Consider the following 22,429-nt stretch of genomic DNA (forward strand, 5'->3'; position numbering starts at 1 on the left):
GGGTTTGCAAATGGCTGCATTTGCGCTAGGCGTTTACCCGAACCTCAACACCCCATATCCATCAAAGGCTTAGCGCATAAAGCTGCGGCTCAGCCAACGCACCAGCAGATCAAAGCGCCTGCCATAAGGCGGGTACAGCCAGGCAGCGGCCGACCGGCCGCCTTGACGCAAGACAGGTTTGGCATGCGAAAAGCGCATGAATCCATGGTAGCCATGCAGTGCACCCCAACCGCTCCTGCCCCATCCGCCAAACGGCAGCCCGCCATGGGCAAACTGCAGCAGGCAGTCGTTCATGCACATGCCAGCGGCGCGCACGCGCTGGGCCACATCCCGGCCCTGGCGGCGGTCCTGGCCAAACCAGTACAGCGCCAGCGGTATCTCGCCCTGGTTGATCGCGGCCACTGCTTCCTCGCGGTCGTCGTACTGCAGCACCGGCAGCACCGGCCCAAAGATCTCCTCCTGCATCAGCTGCATCTGCGCGCTGACGCCCAGCACCAGTGACGGCACCAGCTGGCGGCTGATGCCATCGCCGATGCGGCTTTGGGAGACCTCTGCTCCGCCACTTTCGAGCCGGATCACCTGGGCACCCGCCTGCTCGGCTTGGGCCAGCATGCCCAACAAGCGGCTCGCATGGGCGGCATGGATGACCGAGGTGTAATCGGGATTGCCCTGCTGCTGCGGGTACATGTGCTGCACCGCCTGGGCATAGGCCTCGACAAAGGCGGCAGCGCTGCCGCGCGGCAGCAACACATAATCTGGCGCAATGCAGGTCTGGCCGGCATTGAGCAGCTTGGCATGGGCAATCTTGCGCGCCGCATCCTGGATATCGCAGCTTTGCTCCAGCAGGCAGGGCGATTTGCCGCCCAACTCCAAGGTCGTGGGCACCAGCTGGTTGGCGGCGGCCAGCGCCACCTTGCGGCCGGTAGCGGCCGAGCCGGTAAACAGCAGGTGGTCCAGCGGCAACGCAGCCAGCTCGGCGGAGGCCCCGGCGTCCCCCGCGAGCAAGGCCACCTCGTCATCGGCAAAATAGCTGGGCACCAACTCGGCGAGCAGGTGCATGGCCTCCGGGGTGTACTCGCTGGGCTTGAGGATCACGCGGTTGCCGGCGGCCAGCGCGCTCACCAGCGGGCCCAACGACAGCAGCAACGGGTAGTTCCAAGGGGCAATCACCCCCACAACCCCCAGCGGCATGGCCTGCACCCAGGCGCGCGCAGGCCAGAAATGCCAGGGCGTGGCCTCGGGCCGGGGCGCTGCCCAGCGCCGCAGGGAACCCAGCGCCTGGCGCAACTGGCTGTGCAGCGGCAGCAGCTCCGTCAACGTGGTCACCCGGGCCGAGCGCTGGCCAAAATCGGCCTGCACACTGGCGCACAGCCTCGCTTCGTTGTCCTGCAACAGCTTTTGCAGGCGCAGCAAGCGCTCGCGCCGCAGCAGCAGCGGCGTATCGGCCTGCGCGCGGCTGGCCGCACGCATGGCCTCAAAGCGGCTGTGCAACTCGCTCACATCCATAGCTTGGCCCCATAAAAAAACCCGGTCTGCATCAGGCACAACCGGGCTTTGCACACCAGCAGGCCAACGCCTGCATCAGGTCAGTCAGTGCTGTGAACGGATTTCGCGGGGCTCCACATCCGTGACATCGATCACGGAAGCGCGCATGCCCGCAGGGCTGGCAGCGGGCTCAGCGGCGCGCGCGCCCTTGTTGGCCGACCAGCGCGCTGTGCTGCGGTAGACCGTGGTCCAGCCCGAGGCGGGGTTCATCTTGAACGCGAACGGCACCACAGGCTTGCCGGTGACCTTGGCCCACAGCAGGCGCACGGCCCACAGCATGGCGGCGATCGCGGCCACCACCATCAGACTGGCAAAAAACACCAGACCCGCCAGCACCATCGCAATTCGCAAAGTCCAGCTCACCACAGTTGCCAACAACTCGTTCAACGCACTTCCTTTCATCGCCGTATGACAGCGCATGCTATCTATGTTATGCCGATGCCGGGCTTTTTCAAGCCCGCCGCACTGTCAACAAGCATATCGCAGCGTAAAGATGCTGGGCCATGCATGGTTATGCATGGCCCCTCACTCAGCACATTACTGCACTTGCGCCTTGCCAAAATGGAACTCGCCAGGTGCCTGCACCGGATCCACGGTCACCGGGATATTGCTCTTGGGCGGGTAAACCCCCTCGAGCAGCAGCCGGGACAACGGATTCTCGATGCGCTGCTGGATCGCCCGCTTGAGCGGCCGGGCACCAAACACCGGATCGAAGCCCACCTTGGCCAGTTCCGCCATCGCCGCATCGGAGACCTGCAGATGCAGGTCCATCTTCGCCAGGCGATTTTCGAGTTGCTTCAGCTGGATGCGTGCAATCGACTCGATGTGCTGGGCGTCGAGCCCATGGAACACCACGGTCTCATCGATGCGGTTGAGGAATTCGGGACGGAAATGGTTTTTCAGTTCCCCCCAGACCGCATCTTTTACATCCTCATACGATTCGCCGACCATCGCCTGGATCAGTTGCGAGCCGATATTGCTGGTCATCACGATGACGGTGTTCTTGAAGTCCACCGTGCGGCCCTGGCCATCGGTCAGGCGGCCGTCGTCCAGCACCTGCAGCAGGATATTGAACACGTCCGGATGGGCCTTTTCCACCTCGTCGAGCAAGATCACGCTGTAAGGCTTGCGGCGCACGGCCTCGGTCAGGTAACCGCCTTCGTCATAGCCGACATACCCCGGAGGCGCACCGATGAGGCGCGAGACCGAGTGCTTTTCCATGAACTCGCTCATGTCGATGCGGATCAGGTGGTCTTCGCTGTCAAACAGGAAGCCCGCCAGCGCCTTGCACAGCTCGGTCTTGCCCACGCCGGTAGGGCCCAGGAACAGGAAGGAGCCGGTGGGGCGGTTCGGATCGGACAGGCCCGAGCGCGAACGGCGGATCGCGTTGGAGACGGCGGAGATCGCCTCATCCTGGCCCACCACGCGCTCATGGAGCTTGTCTTCCATGCGCAGCAGCTTGTCACGCTCGCCCTGCATCATCTTCGACACAGGAATCCCCGTGGCGCGGCTGACCACTTCGGCAATCTCTTCGGCACCCACCTGCGTGCGCAGCAGCTTGTGGCCCTTGTCCTTGGCCCCTTCGCTCTTCTCATCGGCCTGTACTTCAGCCAGCTGCTTTTCCAGCGCAGGCAGCTTGCCGTATTGCAACTCGGCGACCTTGTTGAAGTCACCACTGCGGGTGGCTTCCTGGATCTGGAAGCGCACCTGGTCGAGCTCCTTGCGCAGCTGCTCCGAGCCCATCGCGTCGGCCTTCTCGGCTTTCCAGATCTCTTCCATGTCGGCGTATTCGCGCTCGATCTTGGACAGGTCCTCTTCGATCAGCGACAGGCGCTTTTGCGAGGCCTCGTCCTTTTCCTTCTTCATCGCCTCACGCTCGATCTTGAGCTGGATCATGCGGCGCTCGAGCTTGTCCATGACCTCGGGCTTGGAGTCGATCTCGATCTTGATCTTGGCCGCAGCCTCGTCGATCAGGTCGATCGCCTTGTCGGGCAGGAAGCGGTCGGTGATATAGCGTGCAGACAGCTCGGCCGCCGCCACGATGGCCGGGTCGGTGATGTCCACACCATGGTGGGCCTCGTACTTTTCCTGCAGGCCGCGCAGGATCGCAATGGTGTCTTCCACCGAGGGCTCGTTGACCAGCACCTTCTGGAAGCGCCGCTCCAGCGCCGCATCCTTCTCGATGTATTTGCGGTACTCGTCCAGGGTGGTGGCGCCAATGCAGTGCAGCTCGCCACGCGACAGCGCAGGCTTGAGCATATTGCCCGCATCCATCGCGCCATCGGCCTTGCCGGCGCCCACCATCGTGTGGATCTCGTCGATGAAGAGAATCACCCGGCCCTCTTCCTGCGCGACTTCCTTGAGCACGGATTTGAGGCGCTCTTCGAAATCGCCCCGGTACTTGGCACCGGCCAGCAGGCCGGCCATGTCCAGCACCAGCACCTTCTTGTCGCGCAAGGTGTCCGGCACTTCACCGGCCACAATGCGCTGGGCCAGGCCTTCGACGATGGCCGTCTTGCCCACGCCAGGCTCACCGATCAGCACCGGATTGTTCTTGCTGCGGCGCTGCAGCACCTGGATGGTGCGGCGGATCTCGTCATCGCGGCCAATGACCGGGTCAAGCTTGCCCAGCTTGGCGCGCTCGGTCAGGTCCAAGGTGTATTTCTTCAGGGCTTCGCGCTGGCTCTCGCCATCGGCGCTGTCCATGGCCTGGCCGCCGCGCACGGCGTCGATCGCCGCTTCCAGCGCCTTGCGGCTCAGGCCGCCTTCCTTGACGATGCGGCCCGCCTCCCCCTTGTCATCGGTGAGCGCGAGCAAAAACAGCTCGCTGGCATAGAACTGGTCGCCGCGCTTGATGGCCTCCTTCTCGGTGGCCTGCAGCACGCGCTGCAGATCGGGACCCACGGTGACCTGGTCCTGGCCTTGCACCTGCGGCAGGCGCTTGATCGCGTTTTCTGCCGCTGTGCTCATCGCCGTGGCATTGGCGCCTGCGCGCGCCAGCAGCGATTTGGGGCCATCGGGCTGGCGCAGCATGGCCGCCAGCACATGGACCGGTTCGATATAGGCATTGTCATTGCCCAGGGCCAACGATTGGGCGTCGGCCAGCGCTTCTTGAAATTTGGTTGTCAGTTTGTCGATTCGCATGAATGTTCCCACTCAACAATTGTTACTGGGGAATATTTTGCGCTGGACCTCGAATTTTCAAGAACCTCGCCGCACATATAGGTCGTGCCAGCGCACATCGCCAGATGCTGTACGCCTGCTCCTACGGCAGCAACGGTACCCATGGCGGCCCTGCTCCCCGCATCCATTGCAGCAGCAATGTGCCCCCAATTGCTTGCGCCCGGTCAAGACCGGCGCAAACAGGCCGGTCGCTGTCAGCGCTGGGGCCACCCCCAGCGCGCCATCGCGGCCTCATCGCTGACGCGGGCATCAACCCAGCGTGCGCCCTCGGGCGTGTCTTCCTTCTTCCAGAACGGCGCCTCGGTCTTGAGGTAGTCCATCAAGAACTCGCAGGCCTGGAAGCTCTCGCCCCGGTGCGCGGAGGAGACGGCAACCAGCACAATCTGGTCACCTGGCGCCAGCAGCCCCACGCGGTGGATGATGCGGGCGCCAAAGATGTCAAAGCGCTGGCTGGCGGCCTCGACCATCCGGGCAATCGATTTTTCCGTCATGCCGGGGTAGTGCTCCAGCTCCATCGCCGCCACCTGGCTGCCTGCATTGCGGTCGCGCACGGTGCCGACAAAGCTGCAAACGGCGCCGATGCGGCCATCGGCGGCGCGCAGCAGCCGCAGCTCCTCGCTCACATCAAAGTCAGCGGACTGTACGGCGATATGGGTGTGCAGCATGGCAGCGTCTCGGCAAAAAAGGCAACAGGACCCAAGCCTAGCACGGCCATCCGGCGCCTTGCACAAACCAGCGCAGGCGACGGCCGCTTTGCGATTGCGGCACACTAATGCTTTTGCACCCGGCAAGGCTTGGACGGATTCCCTAGTCCGCTCCCGGCCCGCCATGGTGCAAGGCCCGTTTTTTATTTGGATGGTTTCCATGCCCAGTCAGACCCTGCAGGCCCACGGCTTCCTGCTCTACCCCAATCCGCGCAACCAGCACCGCATCGTGTTCGAGCACCATGTGTTCGTGCCCTACCCTTACGCGATCATCGACATTCCCGCGATGGACCTGGTCGGCAAGACCAGCGTCTATGCCGCCTGCCGAGAGAGCGATCAGAAGATGGGCCAGGTCGTGACCTTCGAACTGCTGGAGGACGTGGTCCGCTTTGAAAAGCGTTTCACGCCCTGAGAACGCGCCGGCGCGCCCACCACCCACCACACGGACACCCATGCAAGACGGCAGCCAGATCTTTGTCCCTGATTCCTTCATCGCCCTGTTCCAGGGCCGCAACCAGCGCCTGCGCCAGCCGCTCGACGAGATCGCCCAGCGCTATGAGCTCTGCGAAGACCTGGCGCAGATGCTGGTCGAGCAGGCGCAGATCCTCTACCACCAAAGCGCGCCGTCGGAGAGCGCCATTTTGCAGACCATCTACAGCGGTCTGCAGACACCGGACGCCGGCATCAGCGCCGAGGAAGCCCGCTGGGTGGTGCTGCGCCTGTCCGAACTGCTGGAATGGAAAGCGCCCGAGTTGCTGCTGCCCAGCCCCGCAGAAGATGGCGCTGCTTAAGGTTTCTTAACCGCCCGTCACCGGCGGAAAAAACGCCACCTCGGCACCCGCTTCCAGTACCGCGCTTTCGTCGCTGAGCACCTGGTTGACGGCGGTGCGCACCGCGCGCCCCCGTGCCAGGCAGCTGGCATAGGGCTCGCCCCGCGCCAGCAGGGCCTCACGCAGCTCGGCGACGGTGCTGGCGCCGGTGACAAAGGCCTCGCTGCCGCTGCCAATGGCCTCGCGGATACTTGCAAAATAGCGCAGCTGTACGGTTTTCATGGTCATCGCGTTCTCCCCGTGGGCAGGCCTGGGCTCAGCCCAGCAGCTGGGCAAAGGGCACAAAGCGCACCGTATCGCCCTGCGCAATCGTCTGGCCGGGCGGGTTGTCGACCAGGCCATCGGCCCAGACAGCCGAGGTCAGCACGCCCGAGCCCTGGTTGGCAAACCGGTCCAGCCCCCCTTGCGCATTGATGCGTACCCGCAAGAACTCGCGGCGCTTGTCGGCACGTGGCCAGTCAAAGTCCGCGCGCATATCGATCGCCTGCGGCGCCAGCGCCTGCACACCCTGCAAGCGCAGCAGAAAAGGCCGCACCAGGAGCGCAAAGGTCACCAAGCTGGAGACCGGGTTGCCCGGCAGGCCGATGACATGGGTCTGGCCCACGCGTCCATACGCAAAGGGTTTGCCCGGCTTGATCGCGATCGCCCACAGATCGAGGCTGCCCAGCGCTTGCACGGCCGGCTTGACATGGTCTTCCTCACCAACGGACACGCCCCCGCTGGTCAGCACCAGGTCGCTGTGCTGCGCCGCATCCTGCAGTGCTGCCACCGTCGCCTCGTAGCTGTCGGGCACGATGCCCATGTCACGCACTTCGCAGCCCAGGCGCTGCAGCATGGCACGCAAGAAGAAGCGGTTGCTGTTGTAGATGCTGCCGGCGGGCAGGTCCTGGGGTGCCACATCGCCGGGCATGACGAGCTCATCACCGGTGGAGAACAGGGCCACGCGCGGGCGGCGCGCCAGCGGCAAGCGGGCACAGCCCATGCTGGCGGCCAGGCCCAGCTCGGCAGGGCCCAGGCGCGTGCCGGCAGTCAGCACCGTGCTGCCCAGTTGCATGTCCTCGCCGCTTCTGCGGATGTTCTGCCCTGCTTTGACCGACGCATGGATCTGCACCCGGCCATCGTCCAGCACGCTGCACTCTTCCTGCATCACCACCGCATCGGCGCCCGCTGGCACGGCCGCCCCGGTAAAGATACGGGCGGCGGTGCCGGCAGCCAGCGGCTGGCCGAGGCTGCCTGCCGCGATGCGCTGGCTGACCGGCAAGGCCTGTTCTGGCCCGCTCAGGTCGGCGGCGCGCAGCGCATAACCATCCATCGCGCTGTTGTCGAAAGGCGGCACCTGCAGCGCAGCGACCAGGTCCTGCGCCAGCACGCGGCCGTCGGCATCAAAGGTATTCAGCAGCTCATGGCCTTCCAGCGGCTGGGCATGCGCCAGCAGCTCGGCCAGCGCGGCATCGAGCGATTTCAACGGGGGACGGGGCTGGCTGTTCATCTCAATCATTCCTTGGGTTGGCGGCCTCCTTCAGGCAGGCCGAACATCGATACGGCCCGCTCAGCCGGCGCTATTGATCGCAAAGACACAGGGCGGCGTATAGACAAAGCGGGCGCTGTGTGCCAGCAGCCACTGTGCCACGGCGCCGGGCGCATCGCGGGGCAGCTGCGGCAAGGCCGTGGCGGGCAGCAGTTGCCGGGCCGCCGACAGCACCACGGCCTGTACGGCCGCATCCTGCGGGTAAAGCGGCGCCTTGCCACTGGCTTCCGGCGCATTGGCCAGCACTTCCAGCTTGGGCAGGTCACAGTCCTTGAAGCCTTCCACCAGCACCCAGTCCACCTGGCCGTCGAGCTGGGCGATCAGCGCATGCACATCGGGCTCCTGTGTCCGGGGCAGCTCGCGCATCAGCACCACGCGCTGGTCGGAGGCGGCCAGCACCTCGTAGGCGCCAGCCTGGCGGTGGCGCCAGGTGTCCTTGCCGGGCGTGTCGATGTCAAAGCGGTGGTGGGCATGCTTGATGACCGACACCCGCTGGCCCTGCGCGATCAGCACCGGGATGACCTGCTCGATCAAGGTCGTCTTGCCACTGCCGGAATAGCCTGCAAAACACACCACCTGCATACCCGCCTCCTTGATGAATCCACTGCCGGCCTCGGCATCCAGGCACGAGGCAATGGCGGCAGCTTAGCCGGTTCAGCGGCAGTGGTCCTTGATGTAGGTCTTGACCTGGTCCACATCAGCAGGCATCACCACCACGCGCTTGGGCAGCGCTTCGATGCCGTCGAACTTGGCGGGGCGTTCGGGCAGGCGGCCCAGCGCCTCTTCGATGGTCGCGGCGAACTTGATCGGCAACGCAGTTTCCAGCACGATCATCGGCTCGGCCCCCAGGTGCTCACGCGCCACCTTCACGCCGTCGGCGGTGTGGGTGTCAATCATCTGGCCCAGGCGCTGGTAGGTGTCCTGGATGGTGGCCAGGCGGTCGGCATGGCTGCTCTTGCCGCTGACAAAGCCATAGCGGCCTGCCGCATCCTTGAAGGCCGGATCGGCCTGCAGGTCAAAGCGGCCCTCTTTGGCCACGCCTTGCGAGAACAGCTGCTGCAGACGGGCGCCATCGCGGCCGACCAGGTCGAACACAAAGCGCTCGAAGTTGCTGGCCTTGGAGATGTCCATCGACGGGCTCGAGGTCTCGAAGGTGTGGGCAGCGCCACGCACCTGGTAGACACCGGTGCGGAAGAATTCGTCCAAAACGTCGTTTTCGTTGGTGGCCACCACCAGCTTGGCAATCGGCAGGCCCATCTGGCGCGCCACATGGCCGGCGCAGACATTGCCGAAATTGCCGCTCGGCACCGTGAAGCTCACCTTCTCGCTGTTCTGGGTGGTGACCTGCAGGTAGCCGGCAAAGTAGTAGACCACCTGGGCCAGCAGGCGCGCCCAGTTGATCGAGTTGACGGTGCCGATCTTGTACTGCGCCTTGAAGGCGTGGTCATTGCTGACCGCCTTGACGATGTCCTGGCAATCGTCAAACACGCCTTCGATGGCGATGTTGTGGATGTTCTCGTCCTGCAGGCTGAACATCTGTGCCTGCTGGAAGGGACTCATGCGGCCATGCGGGCTGGTCATGAACACGCGCACGCCCTTTTTGCCGCGCATCGCGTATTCCGCCGCGCTGCCGGTGTCGCCACTGGTGGCACCCAGAATATTGAGCTCCTCGCCACGGCGCGCCAGTTCGTACTCGAACAGGTTGCCCAGCAGCTGCATGGCCATGTCCTTGAAGGCCAAGGTGGGCCCATTGGAGAGCGCCTCGATCATCAACTGGCCTTTGAGCTGGCGCACCGGCACAATCGCCGCCGTGCCGAACACCGCCTCGGTATAGGTCTTGTTGCACAGCGCGCGCAGGTCCTCGGCCGGGATGTCGTCGATGTACAGCGACAGGATCTCAAACGCCAGCGCGGCATAGCCCTGGTTGCGGAGCGTCTCGCGCAACGCGGTCAGCTTGGCATCGTCAATCTGCGGGTACTGCACCGGCATGTACAGACCGCCATCGGGCGCCAGGCCCTCGAGCAAAATGTCGCAAAAACTTTTTTGTTCGGCATGGCCGCGCGTGGAGAGATACAGCATGGAGGGTGCGAAATAAGTGGACACAGCCCGCTCGCGGGCAAGGAGCAACCACCTATTATCCTGCAGTCGCCAGTACCGGCACAGCTTGCGCAGGAATGTGGGCCACTGCAGCGCGGAGCAGCGCCCAGGCTGCGATCCTGATGGCAGCCGCCGGCATAAAAAACCCCGGACAAGGTCCGGGGCCTGGCTCGGTGGTGGCGCAACTGTCAGCGATCCACTGCACAACCCTCGCCCAATGGGCTGGACGCGGATCGACCGAGTCCATTTTCTGACCATGGCGGGGCGTCTTGCAGATGATTCCTAGACCCGCTCGCCCATGCGCGCCAGCTCCTGGCGGGCGTAGTAGGCGCGCCACTGGTTCACCAGCAGCTCGGCAAAAGCCTGGTTCTTCATCTTCTTGACGCCCTTGAGCATCACCACGACCCGCTGCTTTTTCTTCTGGAACTGGGCGCGGCGCTTGCCCACACCCATGGCAGGCGGCTGCACACCGGGCTCCAGGGCCATGATGACGGTGAGCATATGGTTGGCCTGGTTGAACTGAAAGTCATCGATCGCCGACCAGGGCAGCAACTGCTGCGCGTTGAAAAGGCGCACACCTGCGGGCTGCAGCACCATCGCCGGGCTCTGGCCATCGCGCCAGAACAGCCGCGCGACCCACAGGCAGACAACACCACCGGCCAGCACCCCGGCACCAACGGCGGTATGCAGGCCCGCGATGAACAAGGCCACCGCCCCGCCAAAGCAGGCCAGGGCCAGAAAGCAGAACAAACCCATCATGAAGACCGAGCGCTCATGGATCACCGTCTCGGGCGTCGCCAGGGCCGCGATCTCGCGCAGCTCCACCAGCTTGGCGCTGCGGTTGGCCGCTGCCGCACTGCTGAGCTCGTTTTGCAATGCGGCATTCATATCGACCACGGCAGCGGGCGCCACCGCGCCGGCCAAGGTGCGGCTGCCAGCCGCAGGCGCGCCCTGCTCCAGCCCAAACTCCTGCAGCAGCGGGCTGCCCTGGGCGTCCATCGCGCGGGCCAGCAGTTCGGGACTGACGGGCACTCCCAGCGCCGCCAGGCGCTCGGCCAACTCGGGATGGGTGTCGGTGGGGTGGGCCTGGTGCTGGTCCAGGTGCTCGCTGGGGTCGGTCAAGCCCTTGGCAGCGACCAGCTGGCGCACATGGCCCAGCACACCGCCTTCGACCGTCTCACCCCGGTCCCAATTGGCCTGCAACGCCTCCTCCACCAGCGGAGCCAGTGCGCTGATGCGCAGCAGCGATGAGGCAACGGCCTGCGGGCTGACCACCTGCGCGCCCACGGCATCGGCGGCCAGCTCGCGCTTGCGGCTCCAGTAGCGCACCGCTTCGTGGAAGCTGTCCAGAAACATCTCGCCAAACAAGGTGGCAGGCCGGCGCAGGATGTCCATCCAGGACTCCTCATAACGCTCGCCGCCACTGATGGCCACCAGGTGGTGGATGGTGGCGCTGTAGATCGGCGAGAAGCGCTGGCTGTAGAGCGTGTCTTCGCCGATGAAGTGGCCCAGTTCATGGCCGATCACCGCCGCAACTTCGCCGGCATTGAGAAAGGCCAGGTACGGCAACGGCAAATACAACACCCGCCCCTGGGGCAGCAAGGCGCCGCTGGCCAGCTGCACCGGATGCTCGGTCACAAAAAAGCCCTCGTTCAAACCCACCACCAAGGTATCGGGCAGGCCTGCGCCGGTCTTGGCCGCCACGCTGTCGACAAAGGCCCACAGCTCAGGCGCCTGCTGGCGGCTGACGGTCTGGCCCATCACGTCGATGGGCTCGTTCTCCAGCGGCTTGCGCGAAGCTTTCCAGACATCGACCAGCACCTTGCAGCCCGAGTACAGCAGGAACAGCGCCAGGCCGCCGAGGATGAACATCAGCTTCATGTCACCCTTGCTGTAGTTGCGGTGGCGCAGGATAGGCATCATCTCGTAGACCAGCAGCGGGATGGCTGCACCAAACAGCAGCAGCACCATGACCACCATATAGGTGGGCAGGAGCTTGCGGCCCTTCTGGAACGTGGCAAGCAGCTGCTCGCGCGACTGCATCGCCTTGGCGCCCATGCCCCGCTGGTAGACCACGCCCAGTGCCGACCACAGCAGCGCCAACACGCTGAACGCGATGGTGCAACCCGCCAGCACCGGCTGCAAGTTACGGGTAGTGACATTCAAACCCTGGTTTTGCAGGTCCTTGATGGCCATCAGGTAGTCGTTCTTCACCTTCCAGACCGGGTGCTCCTTGCCCTCACTGTCCCGCACCGTTGCGCGGCGCCCCGGTTTTTCGGCCTCGATCGCCTCGAGCTGGCGCACCACCTGCTGGTACTCGGCGATCTGCGCGCCCACATCGGAGACCGGCGTATCCGCCCGCGACCACTGCCAGACGCCGATGGCCAGCATCAGCAACGGAATCCCGAACAACACCCCCCAGCGCTTGGCCAGCGCCATCCATTTCTTGTCGGTCTCCGACATAGTGCAACTTCCTTTTGTTATCGATGGTCAGCGTCTGCGGGACCGGGCCCGAGGCACTGCATTTGTGAGCGGCAATTATTTATAAAAATAATGATGTAAACAAACCGACAAGTAACAGAATGATGCGCGTCCCGCTACGGCAGCGGGAGGCAGAAAAAAGAGAACCGCCAGGGCCGGAGGGCCACAGGCGGTTCAGGGAGCGGCAGACGCCAGGCCTTGCGGCCGCAGCGTCGCACTGCAGATCTAGTTCAACTCTTCCTTGCGGATACGGGTGATCGGCGCCAGCACGGTCGGCAGGCCCTGGATTTGTGCCAGCGCCTTGTCCATGTCGCCTTCGCGCGTCTCGTGCGTCAGGATGATCAGGTCGGTCTGGGTCGAGCCCTCACCACCGATTTCATCGGCTTCGCGCTGCAGCACGGCATCGATGCTGATGCCCGCACCCGCCAGCAGGCCGGTGACCTTGGCCAGCACGCCCGCCTCATCGGCAACCCGCATGCGCAGGTAGTAGCTGGTGGTGATGTCGGCCATCGGCAGCACCGGCAGCTCCTGGCCCGCTTCGCGCAGGGTGCTGCTCTGGAAGGCCAGCGGCGGCACGCGGTGGGCCACATCGGCGCCTTCCAGGCGGGCGATGTCGACCAGGTCGGCAATCACGGCCGAGGCGGTGGGCTCGGAGCCCGCGCCCTTGCCGTAGTACAGGGTCGTGCCCACGGCATCGCCATGCACCACCACCGCATTCATCGCACCTTCCACGTTGGCGATCAGGCGCTTGGCGGGCACCAGCGACGGATGCACGCGCAGCTCGATACCCTTGTCGGTGCGCTTGGTGATGCCCAGAAGCTTGATGCGGTAGCCCAGCTGCTCGGCGTAGCGGATATCGATCGACGACAGCTTGGTGATGCCCTCGACGTAGGCCTTGTCGAATTGCACGGGCACACCAAAGGCGATGGCGCTCATCAACGTGGCCTTGTGGGCCGCATCGACGCCTTCGATATCGAAGGTCGGGTCGGCCTCGGCATAGCCCAGGCGTTGCGCTTCTTTCAGCACCACGTCAAAGTCCAGGCCCTTGTCGCGCATCTCGGACAGGATGAAGTTGGTGGTGCCGTTGATGATGCCGGCGATCCACTGGATCTGGTTGGCGGTCAGGCCTTCGCGCAGCGCCTTGATGATCGGGATGCCGCCTGCCACGGCCGCTTCGTAGGCGACCATCACGCCCTTGTCGGCAGCAGCCTTGAAAATCTCGGAGCCATGCACCGCCAGCAAGGCCTTGTTGGCCGTCACCACATGCTTGCCAGCGGCAATCGCCTCCAGCACCAGCGTCTTGGCCACGCCGTAGCCGCCGATCAATTCGATGACCACATCGATATCGGGATGGGCGATGACCTCGCGGGCGTCCTTGACCACGGCCACCTGGTCACCCACCACGGCACGGGCACGGGTTTCGTCCAGGTCGGCCACCATGGTCACGGCAATATCGCGGCCCGCGCGGCGGCGAATTTCGTCATGGTTACGTTGCAACACGTTGAACACACCGCTACCGACGGTGCCGATGCCCAACAAGCCTACTTGGATCGGTTTCATAAATTCTCTTGGATACGTTGAATAACCAACAAGGCGCCCAGCAGGACGCCCGTTGTTGTCAGACAGGGAAGGGGTCGACTCAGGCGGCGGATTTTTCTGCCTTGGTCTTGACCAGCTTGATATCGGCCTTATGGGCCTGCGCCAGCTGATCGGTTCCATGGCGAAGGCGGTACTTGGCCAGGAACGCGGCCAGGCGGTTGATCGCTTCGCGCAGGTCCGCCTCATGGGGCAGGAACACGATGCGGAAGTGGTCAGGCCGTGGCCAGTTGAAGCCGGTGCCCTGGACCAGCATCACGCGGGTCTCCTTGAGCACCTGCAGGAAAAACTCCTGGTCGTCCTCGATCGGGTAGATCGCAGGGTCGAGCTTGGGGAACATGTACAGCGCACCCTGGGGCTTGACACAGCTGACACCGGGGATGGCATTGATCAGCTCCCAGGCCAGGTCGCGCTGCTTGCGGAGGCGCCCGCCCTCTTGCACCAGCTCGTCGATGCTCTGGTGCCCGCCCAGCGCGGTCTGCACGGCCCACTGGCCCGGCACATTGGCGCACAGGCGCATGTTTGAGAGCATGTTCAGGCCCTCGATATAGTCGGCAGCGCCACTCTTGTCGCCGGAGATCACCATCCAGCCGGCGCGGTAGCCGCAGCTGCGGTAGGCCTTGGACAGCGAATTGAAGGTGATGGTCAGCACATCCTGCGACAGCGAGGCCATCGGCGTGTGCTTGGCGTCTTCATACAGCACCTTGTCATAGACCTCATCGGCAAAGATGACCAGGCCATGCTCACGCGCGATCTGCACAATGTCGCGCAGCAGTGCGTCGGAATACAGCGCGCCCGTGGGGTTGTTGGGGTTGATGACGACGATCCCCTTGGTGCGGGGCGTGATCTTGGCGCGGATGTCGGCCAGATTGGGCATCCAGCCGTTTTCTTCGTCGCACATATAGTGCACCGGCGTGCCGCCGGACAGGCTGGTGGCCGCGGTCCACAACGGGTAATCGGGGGCCGGCAGCAGCATTTCGTCGCCGGTATCGAGCAAGGCATTGGTGGCCAGGCTGATCAGCTCGGACGCGCCATTGCCCAGGTAGATGTCGTCCAGACCCACACCCTTGATGCCCAGGCGCTGGGTTTCGTGCATCACCGCCTTGCGCGCCGCAAAGATGCCCTTGCTGTCCGAGTAGCCTGCCGAATTGGGCAGGTTGCGGATCATGTCCTGCTGCACCTCTTCAGGGGCATCGAAGCCGAACACCGCCAGGTTGCCGATGTTGAGCTTGGTGATCTTCTGTCCTTCGTCCTCCATCCGCTTCGCCGCGTCCATGATCGGCCCTCGAATGTCGTAACACACATTGGCCAGCTTGGCGGATTTTTGAATCGTCTTCATGACAGAAACCACTACCTCTGAAAACAAGAGATTGCAGCCGGTGGGCAACCATGCCAACACCTCGAACCCACAATCCAACTAGGTGAAAACTATAATTTGACCACAGATCCTTGCGTTGATCGCCCTGTAGTGGCTCCCTGTGCCTGCCGCAGCGCGCCCTGCCCCGTGTTTGCCCCCTGTTTGCCGAAAGCCCGCGCCATGAAGTTCCAGCCCGACAAATCCGACACCTTGACCATCACAGGCTACGGCCCGGGCTGGCTGGCGGTGGACAAGCAGTCCTACACGCACAGCCTCGTCGTCAGCTCCAGCGGGAGCCTGCAAGCCTGGGACTGCAAATGCTTCGAAGACCTGGGGCCTGCCCATTTCGCCCAGCTCGCAGAAGCCGATGTGGAAACGATCATTTTCGGCAGTGGCAATCGGTTACGTTTTCCTTCGCCGGCTTGGCTGGCTCCACTGATTGCAAAACGTATCGGCTTTGAGACGATGGATACGCCCGCTGCATGCCGTACCTACAACGTATTGGCGGGTGAAGGACGCAAGGTGTTACTGGCCGCCCTCGTAGAGGCACCTGCGCTATAACCACAATCGATAGCCTGTGTTTATCAGGGGGGCTCGATAAATATTTCGATTCGGGTTAAAATACTCGCTTGCGGCCGCGGGCCTGAATAACAACTAGATGAATACTTTGATTCCTGCGGCCTTTTTGCGATTACTCCGGAGAAAATAGAGAGCTATGGCTGTTGTTGTCAACAAACCCTTGCCAGAATTTGAAGCACAAGCGACCGGAGGCCTGAAGGTCTCCAACACGTCGCATCAGGGGCAAATTCTGGTGCTGTACTTCTACCCCAAGGATAACACCCCCGGTTGCACCACCGAAGCCATGCAATTCCGCGACAAGTACGCGGACTTCGTCAAGGCCGGTGCAGCCGTCTTCGGCGTGTCGCGCGACAACATGAAGTCGCACGACGACTTCAAGGAGAAGCTCGAGCTGCCGTTCGAGCTGATCGCTGATACCGAAGAAAAGCTGTGCCACATGTTCGGCGTCGTCAAGAACAAGATCATGTACGGCAAGAAGGTCAAGGGCATCGAACGCTCGACCTTCCTGGTCGGCCCTGATGGCCTGCTGGTGCAGGAATGGCGCGGTCTGAAGGTACTGGGCCACGTCGAAGAAGTGCTCAAGGCCGTCAAATCGATGAAGGCCGCGCAAAAGAAGGCTGCCTAAGTCCTTCTGCCAGGCAGAACCAGTGCGGCGGCGCGCGATCTGCGGATGCGCGCCGTTGCTGTTTCCGTCTTTCTGGCCGGGTGCCGCTATCGCTGACGGCGATTGCCGGTTCCGAGACGTCCAGAATGTGCATAATGGGCTCCATATGTATGTGAGTCCGGATTGTTCTGTCATCCCCCATGAAAAAGGCTGTCTTGCTTGCGAGATGGCCTTTTTTGCATCCGGGTGGCAGGCGTTCGGAGTGAGTTCGCCCATTTGGCGAGTGTTTAGATAAAGGCCCCGAGCTCCATGCCCTTGCCTCCCGCACCTACCCGCCGTGGCAGCCAGCTTGCCGCTGGTGACTTTTCCGCCAAGACCAACGCCAAATCCCGTGCATCCGCCGCCGCTGCGCGCGATGAACAAGACGACGATCTTTTTGACCTGGACCCGGCGCCCGCCGCCGTGGCCGCTGCGCCCGCACCCCGCCGCGCACAAGCCGCTGCCGCGCCCAAGGCCGGCAGCCGCAGCAAGAAAGGGGCGGCCGCCGCTGCCCCGGTGCATGCCCCTGCGCCGGTGGCCGCAAACGCCAAGGCGCCAGCTGCCGCCAAGCCTGCGCAAGCTGCGCGCAGCCCTGCCGTGGCGGAATCCAGCCCGGTGCCGGCCAGCAAGCCTGCCAAGGCGGCCAAGCCGCGCAGCGACAAGGCCAAGCTTTTCGTGCTCGACACCAATGTGCTGCTGCATGACCCCAGCAGCCTGTTCCGCTTTGAAGAGCACGACATCTACCTGCCGATGATCGTGCTCGAAGAGCTCGATGGCCACAAGAAGGGCATGACCGAAGTGGCCCGCAATGGCCGCCAGGCCAGCCGCACGCTCGACGCGCTGGTCGCCAGCCAGGAGGCCCATCTGGCCCAGGGCATTCGCCTTGATGCCACCGGCCAGAAGGGCGCCAGCGGCTGCCTGTTCTTCCAGACCGAGCCGCTGACTTACCAACTGCCCGAGAGTCTGCCCCAGGGCAAGGCAGACAACCAGATCCTCGGCGTCGTGGAGGCACTGCGCCAGCGCCATCCGGACCGCCCTGTGGTGCTCGTCTCCAAGGACATCAACATGCGCGTCAAGGCGCGTGCGCTGGGCCTGGAGGCAGAGGACTACCAGAACGACAAGACCTTGGAAGACGGCGACCTGCTCTACACCGGCATGCTGCAGCTGCCGCTGGATTTCTGGGCCAAGGTCGGCAAGAAGGTCGAGAGCTGGCAATCGGGCGCTTCCACCTGCTACCGCATCAGCGGCGCCATCACCCAGCAGTTGCACATCAACCAGTTCGTCTACTACGAGGCACCCGGCGAGAACAGCCTGTTCGCCCGTGTGATCGAGATCCGCGACAAGACCGCCGTGCTGGAGACCTTGAAGGACTACGGCCACCAGAAGAACAATGTGTGGGGCGTGACCACACGCAACCGCGAGCAGAACTTCGCGATGAACCTGCTGATGGACCCGGATGTGGACTTTGTCACGCTGGCCGGTACGGCGGGTACCGGCAAGACCTTGATGGCCTTGGCCGCAGGTCTGAACCAGGTACTGGACGAGCGCCGCTACACCGAGATCATCATGACCCGCGCCACTGTCAGCGTGGGCGAGGACATCGGCTTTCTGCCAGGCACCGAAGAAGAGAAGATGGGCCCCTGGATGGGCGCGCTGGACGACAACCTGGAGTTCCTGGCCAAGGGCGACGGCGGCAACCCGGGTGAGTGGGGGCGCTCTGCCACCAATGACCTGATCCGCAGCCGCATCAAGATCAAGAGCATGAACTTCATGCGCGGCCGCACGTTCCTGAACAAGTACGTGATCATTGACGAGGCACAGAACCTGACGCCCAAGCAGATGAAGACCTTGATCACCCGCGCCGGCCCCGGCACCAAGATCATCTGCATGGGCAATCTGGCGCAGATCGATACGCCCTACCTGACCGAAGGCTCCTCGGGCCTCACCTATGTGGTGGACCGCTTCAAGGGCTGGCCCCACAGCGGCCACATCACCTTGGCAAGGGGTGAGCGCTCGCGCCTGGCCGACTTTGCCAGCGATGTGCTGTAAACCTATCTAAGCTGCAGCGGAGGCGTCGCAGTCTCCGCCAACACCCAGGCCAAAAGCCCAACAAAAAGGCACCGAGTTTTAGCTCGGTGCCTTTTTTTGTGCATTCGGCCGGCGCTTAAATGCCGGTGCCGCGGATCTGGTCCAGGCTGCGGGCCGGAGTGATGGCCTGCGGATCGAGCTTGCAGTGCAGGATCACCGGCAGCTGGTGCGCATCCGCCCAGCTGCGCATGGCAGCCAGCGCAGGTGCAAAGTCTTCGGTCTTCTCGACCAGGGCCGCATTGCCGCCAAAGGCCTTGGCATAGGCGACAAAGTCGGGGTTGCGCAGCTCGGTCGCGCTGACCCGGTTCGGATAGTCGCGCTCCTGGTGCATGCGGATGGTGCCGTACATGCCGTTGTCGATCAGCAGCACGATGACGGGCAGCTGGTACTGCACGGCGGTTGCAAACTCCTGGCCATGCATCAGAAAGTCGCCATCGCCGGCAATGCAGACGACACTGCGCTGCTTGTTCAGCCGTTTGGCGCCCACAGCGGCCGGCAGACCATAGCCCATGCTGCCGCTGGTGGGGGCCAGCTGGCTGCCGTAGTGGGTAAACGGCCAGAAGCGGTGCACCCAGGTGGCAAAGTTGCCAGCGCCATTGCACCAGACCGTATCGGCCGGCAGCACCTCGCGCAGATGGGCCATCAGCTGGCCCATCTGCAGCGCGCCGGGCACCTGGATCGGCGCGGGGTTGCTCCAGGCCAGGTAGTCGGCATGGGCCTGCTGCACCAGCGCCTGGCGCTCGGGGCGCGGGGCAGCGGCGGGCTGGCGGGCCAGCGCCGCGCAGAAGGAGTCGGGCGCGGCCACGACCGCCTGGTCGGCCTGGTAGACCCGGCCCAGCTCGTCCGGATCCGGATGCACATGGATGAGCCGCTGGCCGCTGCTGGCCGGAATACCCAGCAGGCTGTAGCCCTGCGATGGCACCTCGGACATGCGGCCGCCCAGCAGCAGCACCAGATCGGCCTGCTTGATGCGCTCGATCAGCTTGGGATTGACGCCCAGGCCCACATCGCCGGCATAGTTGCCGTGCAGCGCGGGAAACACCATCTGGCGGCGGAACGAGCAGGCCACCGGCACCGCATGGGCCGCGGCAAAGGCGGCGATATCCGCATGGGCCTGCGCGCTCCAGCGCGAGCCACCAGCAATGATGATGGGGTTTTGTGCCGCCGCCAGCTGGGCCACCACGGCGGCCACATCGGCATCGGCGGCGTGCGCGGGCGCGGGCTGGTAGCGGCGGGCATCGGGCACCATGACGGCATCGCGCAGCATGTCCTCGGGCAGCGCAATCACCACCGGGCCGGGGCGGCCGCTGGTGGCCACTGCAAACGCGCGGGCAATCGTCTCGGGGATGCGCGCCGCATCATCGATCTCTGTGGCCCACTTGACCATGCTGCCAAACACGGCGCGGTAGTCCAGCTCCTGGAAGGCCTCGCGCCCGCGCGCCGAGCGCTCGATCTGGCCAACGAAGAGGATCATTGGGGTCGAGTCCTGCATCGCGATATGCAGCCCGGCCGAGGCGTTCGTCGCGCCAGGCCCCCGCGTGACCATGCAGATCCCGGGCTGGCCGGTAAGCTTGCCTTGCGCTTCGGCCATCATCGCGGCGCCGCCTTCCTGGCGGCAGATCGTCGTTTCGATGGGCGCGTCATAGAGCGCATCGAGCACCGCCAGAAAGCTCTCGCCCGGCACCGTGAAAATCTGCTGCACGCCGTGGATCAGCAGCTGGTCTACCACCAGCTGGCCACCGGTGCGTGCTTGTTGCTTGTCTGCCATGTCTTGTCTCCTTGGTTTTGTCATCGATGCGCCAGAAGCGGGGGATTGGACCGCATCTGGCCGGGATACACATTGCGCCAGCGCAGCAAAAGGCTGCGCAGCGCCGCAAAAAACGGCAGCATCGGATGCACCAAGGGCTGGCCTGCAGCAGTGGCAGGCCAGCCCTTGGCGGATGCTGGAGTGGTAGGAGGCAGGAGCGCCGAGCCCCTGTATGGGCGGGAAGCCGCACCGGGCACAGGCATATCAGTGGCCTGCGCTGGCAGCACATACCCGGCGGCGCAGCGGCCGCCCCGGTTGGGAGCGCTGCCAGCCCGGGCAGCGGGCTGCATGCCCGCTGTGCCAGACGGCAGCTGCCCGCTCATCACACGTCAAAGCGTACGCCTTGCGCCAGTGGCAGCGCGCCACTGTAGTTGATGGTGTTGGTGGCACGGCGCATATAGCCCTTCCAGGCGTCCGAGCCGGATTCGCGGCCACCGCCGGTTTCCTTCTCGCCGCCGAAGGCGCCACCAATTTCCGCACCCGAGGTGCCGATATTGACGTTGGCAATGCCGCAGTCACTGCCGGCCGGCGACATGAAGCGCTCGGCGTCGCGCAGGTCGCTGGTGAAGATGGCCGACGACAGGCCCTGGGGCACGGCGTTCTGCACGGCGATCGCATCGTCGGCGCTGCCTTCGTAGGTGACGATGTAGAGGATGGGCGCAAAGGTTTCGTGCTCCATCACCTTGGTCTGCGCCGGCATCTTCACCAGCGCGGGACGCACGTAGTAGGCGTCCTGGCCCAGGTCTTCGCGCTCGCGCTGGCCGCCGATGACGGTGCCGCCCTCTTCCTTGGCCTGGGCCAGTGCGGCCTGCATGCCGTCGAACGAGGCCTTGTCGATCAGCGGACCCACCAGGGTGCCGTCAGTCAGCGGGTCACCGACGGTGACGCTGCCATAGATCTTTTCCAGGCGGGCCACCAGCTGGTCGGCCACCGATTTGTGCACGATCAGGCGGCGCAATGTGGTGCAGCGCTGGCCAGCGGTACCCACCGCCGCAAAGGTGATGGCGCGGGCGGCCAGTTCCAGGTCAGCCGACGGTGTGACGATCATCGCGTTGTTGCCACCCAGCTCCAGGATGGAACGGCCAAAGCGCTCGGCGACCTTGACGCCGACCTGGCGGCCCATGCGGGTCGAACCGGTGGCGCTGACCACGGGTACCAGGGGGCTGTCCACCAGCACCTCGCCCACTTCACGGGCACCAATCAGCAGCTGGGCCAGGCCGGCCGGCACGGCGCCGGGCTGCTCCTGGTTGAAGGCGGCAATGGTCTGCTCCAGCAGGTGCTGGCAGGCCACGGCGGTCAGCGGGGTCTTCTCGGACGGCTTCCAGACCACCGAGTCACCGCAGACCAGCGCCAGCGCGCTGTTCCAGCACCAGACGGCCACCGGGAAGTTGAAGGCCGAGATGATGCCCACGACGCCCATCGGGTGCCAGGTTTCCATCATGCGGTGGCCAGGGCGCTCGCTGGCAATCGTCAGGCCATGGAGCTGGCGCGACAGGCCAACGGCAAAGTCGCAGATATCGATCATTTCCTGGACTTCGCCCAGGCCTTCGGAGGTGATCTTGCCCGCTTCGATCGACACCAGCGCGCCCAGCGCGGCCTTGTGCTGGCGCAGGGTCTGGCCAAAGCGGCGTACCAGCTCACCACGCACCGGTGCGGGCACGGTGCGCCACTGCAGATATGCCTGGTGGGCGGCGGCAATGGCGTCTTGCGCCTGCTGCGCGCTGTGGGCCTTCAACACGGCCAGGGTGGCGCCATCGGCAGGCGAGCGGCTGGTGATGTCCTGGCCTGCCAGCGGCTTCAGATCGAGCGCAAGCGCCTTCAGGATATCGTTCAAACGTTGGGTGGATTGCGTCATCGCTCGTCTTTCCTATTCACTATCACAACAGAAACTGTCCGGTCCACTCGGCGGGCCCGAACCATGATGGGGGCGCTGCCCTGCAGCTTAAGGCGCGGCAGGCACAGACGCAGGCACAGCCCTTGGTACACCCCGC

18 protein-coding genes are annotated in these 22,429 nt (G+C 64.3%); 5 read left to right on the plus strand and 13 right to left on the minus strand.

What is annotated here, in order from left to right; translation table 11 throughout:
* Positions 1–69: 69 nt before the first annotated feature.
* The 4 genes from ACHWUQ_RS04350 to moaE form a co-directional block, all read right to left on the minus strand.
* Positions 70–1,545 (minus strand): aldehyde dehydrogenase family protein, encoded by a 1,476-nt coding sequence (locus tag ACHWUQ_RS04350; protein WP_394680445.1) that lies wholly within the window; start codon positions 1,543–1,545, stop codon positions 70–72.
* Positions 1,546–1,590: 45 nt separating this feature from the next.
* Positions 1,591–1,932 (minus strand): hypothetical protein, encoded by a 342-nt coding sequence (locus ACHWUQ_RS04355; protein ID WP_239809151.1) that lies wholly within the window; start codon positions 1,930–1,932, stop codon positions 1,591–1,593.
* Between the two features lie 150 nt (positions 1,933–2,082).
* Complete coding sequence (clpB, locus tag ACHWUQ_RS04360; protein WP_239809152.1) at positions 2,083–4,689, minus strand: ATP-dependent chaperone ClpB; 2,607 nt, start codon at positions 4,687–4,689, stop codon at positions 2,083–2,085.
* A 233-nt stretch (positions 4,690–4,922) separates the two neighbouring features.
* On the minus strand, positions 4,923–5,393 hold the full coding sequence (moaE, locus tag ACHWUQ_RS04365) for a molybdopterin synthase catalytic subunit MoaE (protein WP_394680446.1): 471 nt from the start codon (positions 5,391–5,393) through the stop codon (positions 4,923–4,925).
* Positions 5,394–5,592: 199 nt separating this feature from the next.
* Between moaE and ACHWUQ_RS04370 the strand changes: the two genes are divergently transcribed.
* A complete protein-coding gene (locus tag ACHWUQ_RS04370) occupies positions 5,593–5,844 on the plus strand; it encodes a hypothetical protein (RefSeq protein WP_394680447.1) in 252 nt (83 codons plus the stop codon).
* A gap of 40 nt (positions 5,845–5,884) precedes the next feature.
* On the plus strand, positions 5,885–6,223 hold the full coding sequence (locus ACHWUQ_RS04375) for a hypothetical protein (protein WP_239809155.1): 339 nt from the start codon (positions 5,885–5,887) through the stop codon (positions 6,221–6,223).
* Between the two features lie 6 nt (positions 6,224–6,229).
* Here ACHWUQ_RS04375 and ACHWUQ_RS04380 read toward each other — a convergent pair whose 3' ends face one another.
* From ACHWUQ_RS04380 to ACHWUQ_RS04410, 7 genes are all read right to left on the minus strand, one after another.
* The gene (locus tag ACHWUQ_RS04380; RefSeq protein ID WP_373449965.1) at positions 6,230–6,490 is read right to left on the minus strand and encodes a MoaD/ThiS family protein; all 261 of its coding nucleotides are present in this window, start codon (positions 6,488–6,490) and stop codon (positions 6,230–6,232) included.
* A 28-nt stretch (positions 6,491–6,518) separates the two neighbouring features.
* On the minus strand, positions 6,519–7,751 hold the full coding sequence (gene glp / locus ACHWUQ_RS04385) for a gephyrin-like molybdotransferase Glp (protein ID WP_394680448.1): 1,233 nt from the start codon (positions 7,749–7,751) through the stop codon (positions 6,519–6,521).
* A gap of 60 nt (positions 7,752–7,811) precedes the next feature.
* Positions 7,812–8,372 (minus strand): molybdopterin-guanine dinucleotide biosynthesis protein B, encoded by a 561-nt coding sequence (gene mobB, locus ACHWUQ_RS04390; protein ID WP_312835352.1) that lies wholly within the window; start codon positions 8,370–8,372, stop codon positions 7,812–7,814.
* A gap of 72 nt (positions 8,373–8,444) precedes the next feature.
* Entirely contained in the window at positions 8,445–9,869 is a 1,425-nt protein-coding gene (gene thrC / locus ACHWUQ_RS04395; RefSeq protein ID WP_394680449.1) for a threonine synthase, read from the minus strand.
* A gap of 300 nt (positions 9,870–10,169) precedes the next feature.
* Positions 10,170–12,350: a M48 family metalloprotease gene (locus ACHWUQ_RS04400; protein ID WP_394680450.1), complete on the minus strand. Its 2,181-nt coding sequence runs from the start codon at positions 12,348–12,350 to the stop codon at positions 10,170–10,172.
* 243 nt (positions 12,351–12,593) lie between these two features.
* The gene (locus ACHWUQ_RS04405) at positions 12,594–13,928 is read right to left on the minus strand and encodes a homoserine dehydrogenase (protein WP_239809160.1); all 1,335 of its coding nucleotides are present in this window, start codon (positions 13,926–13,928) and stop codon (positions 12,594–12,596) included.
* Positions 13,929–14,007: 79 nt separating this feature from the next.
* On the minus strand, positions 14,008–15,303 hold the full coding sequence (locus ACHWUQ_RS04410) for a pyridoxal phosphate-dependent aminotransferase (RefSeq protein WP_239809161.1): 1,296 nt from the start codon (positions 15,301–15,303) through the stop codon (positions 14,008–14,010).
* Between the two features lie 198 nt (positions 15,304–15,501).
* Here ACHWUQ_RS04410 and ACHWUQ_RS04415 point away from each other — a divergent pair, with 198 nt between their 5' ends.
* From ACHWUQ_RS04415 to ACHWUQ_RS04425, 3 genes are all read left to right on the plus strand, one after another.
* Positions 15,502–15,882, plus strand: coding sequence for an Mth938-like domain-containing protein (locus ACHWUQ_RS04415; protein WP_312461984.1), 381 nt, complete (start codon positions 15,502–15,504; stop codon positions 15,880–15,882).
* A 154-nt stretch (positions 15,883–16,036) separates the two neighbouring features.
* The gene (locus ACHWUQ_RS04420; RefSeq protein ID WP_239809163.1) at positions 16,037–16,525 is read left to right on the plus strand and encodes a peroxiredoxin; all 489 of its coding nucleotides are present in this window, start codon (positions 16,037–16,039) and stop codon (positions 16,523–16,525) included.
* A gap of 288 nt (positions 16,526–16,813) precedes the next feature.
* Entirely contained in the window at positions 16,814–18,592 is a 1,779-nt protein-coding gene (locus tag ACHWUQ_RS04425; protein ID WP_394680451.1) for a PhoH family protein, read from the plus strand.
* A gap of 115 nt (positions 18,593–18,707) precedes the next feature.
* On the opposite strand, the gene ACHWUQ_RS04430 is transcribed toward ACHWUQ_RS04425, so the two are convergent.
* Complete coding sequence (locus ACHWUQ_RS04430; RefSeq protein ID WP_394680452.1) at positions 18,708–20,399, minus strand: thiamine pyrophosphate-binding protein; 1,692 nt, start codon at positions 20,397–20,399, stop codon at positions 18,708–18,710.
* A gap of 361 nt (positions 20,400–20,760) precedes the next feature.
* Positions 20,761–22,293 (minus strand): aldehyde dehydrogenase family protein, encoded by a 1,533-nt coding sequence (locus ACHWUQ_RS04435; RefSeq protein ID WP_394680453.1) that lies wholly within the window; start codon positions 22,291–22,293, stop codon positions 20,761–20,763.
* Between the last annotated feature and the right edge of the window lie 136 nt (positions 22,294–22,429).

Source organism: uncultured Comamonas sp., assembly GCF_964277875.1.
Taxonomy (GTDB): domain Bacteria; phylum Pseudomonadota; class Gammaproteobacteria; order Burkholderiales; family Burkholderiaceae_C; genus Comamonas; species Comamonas sediminis.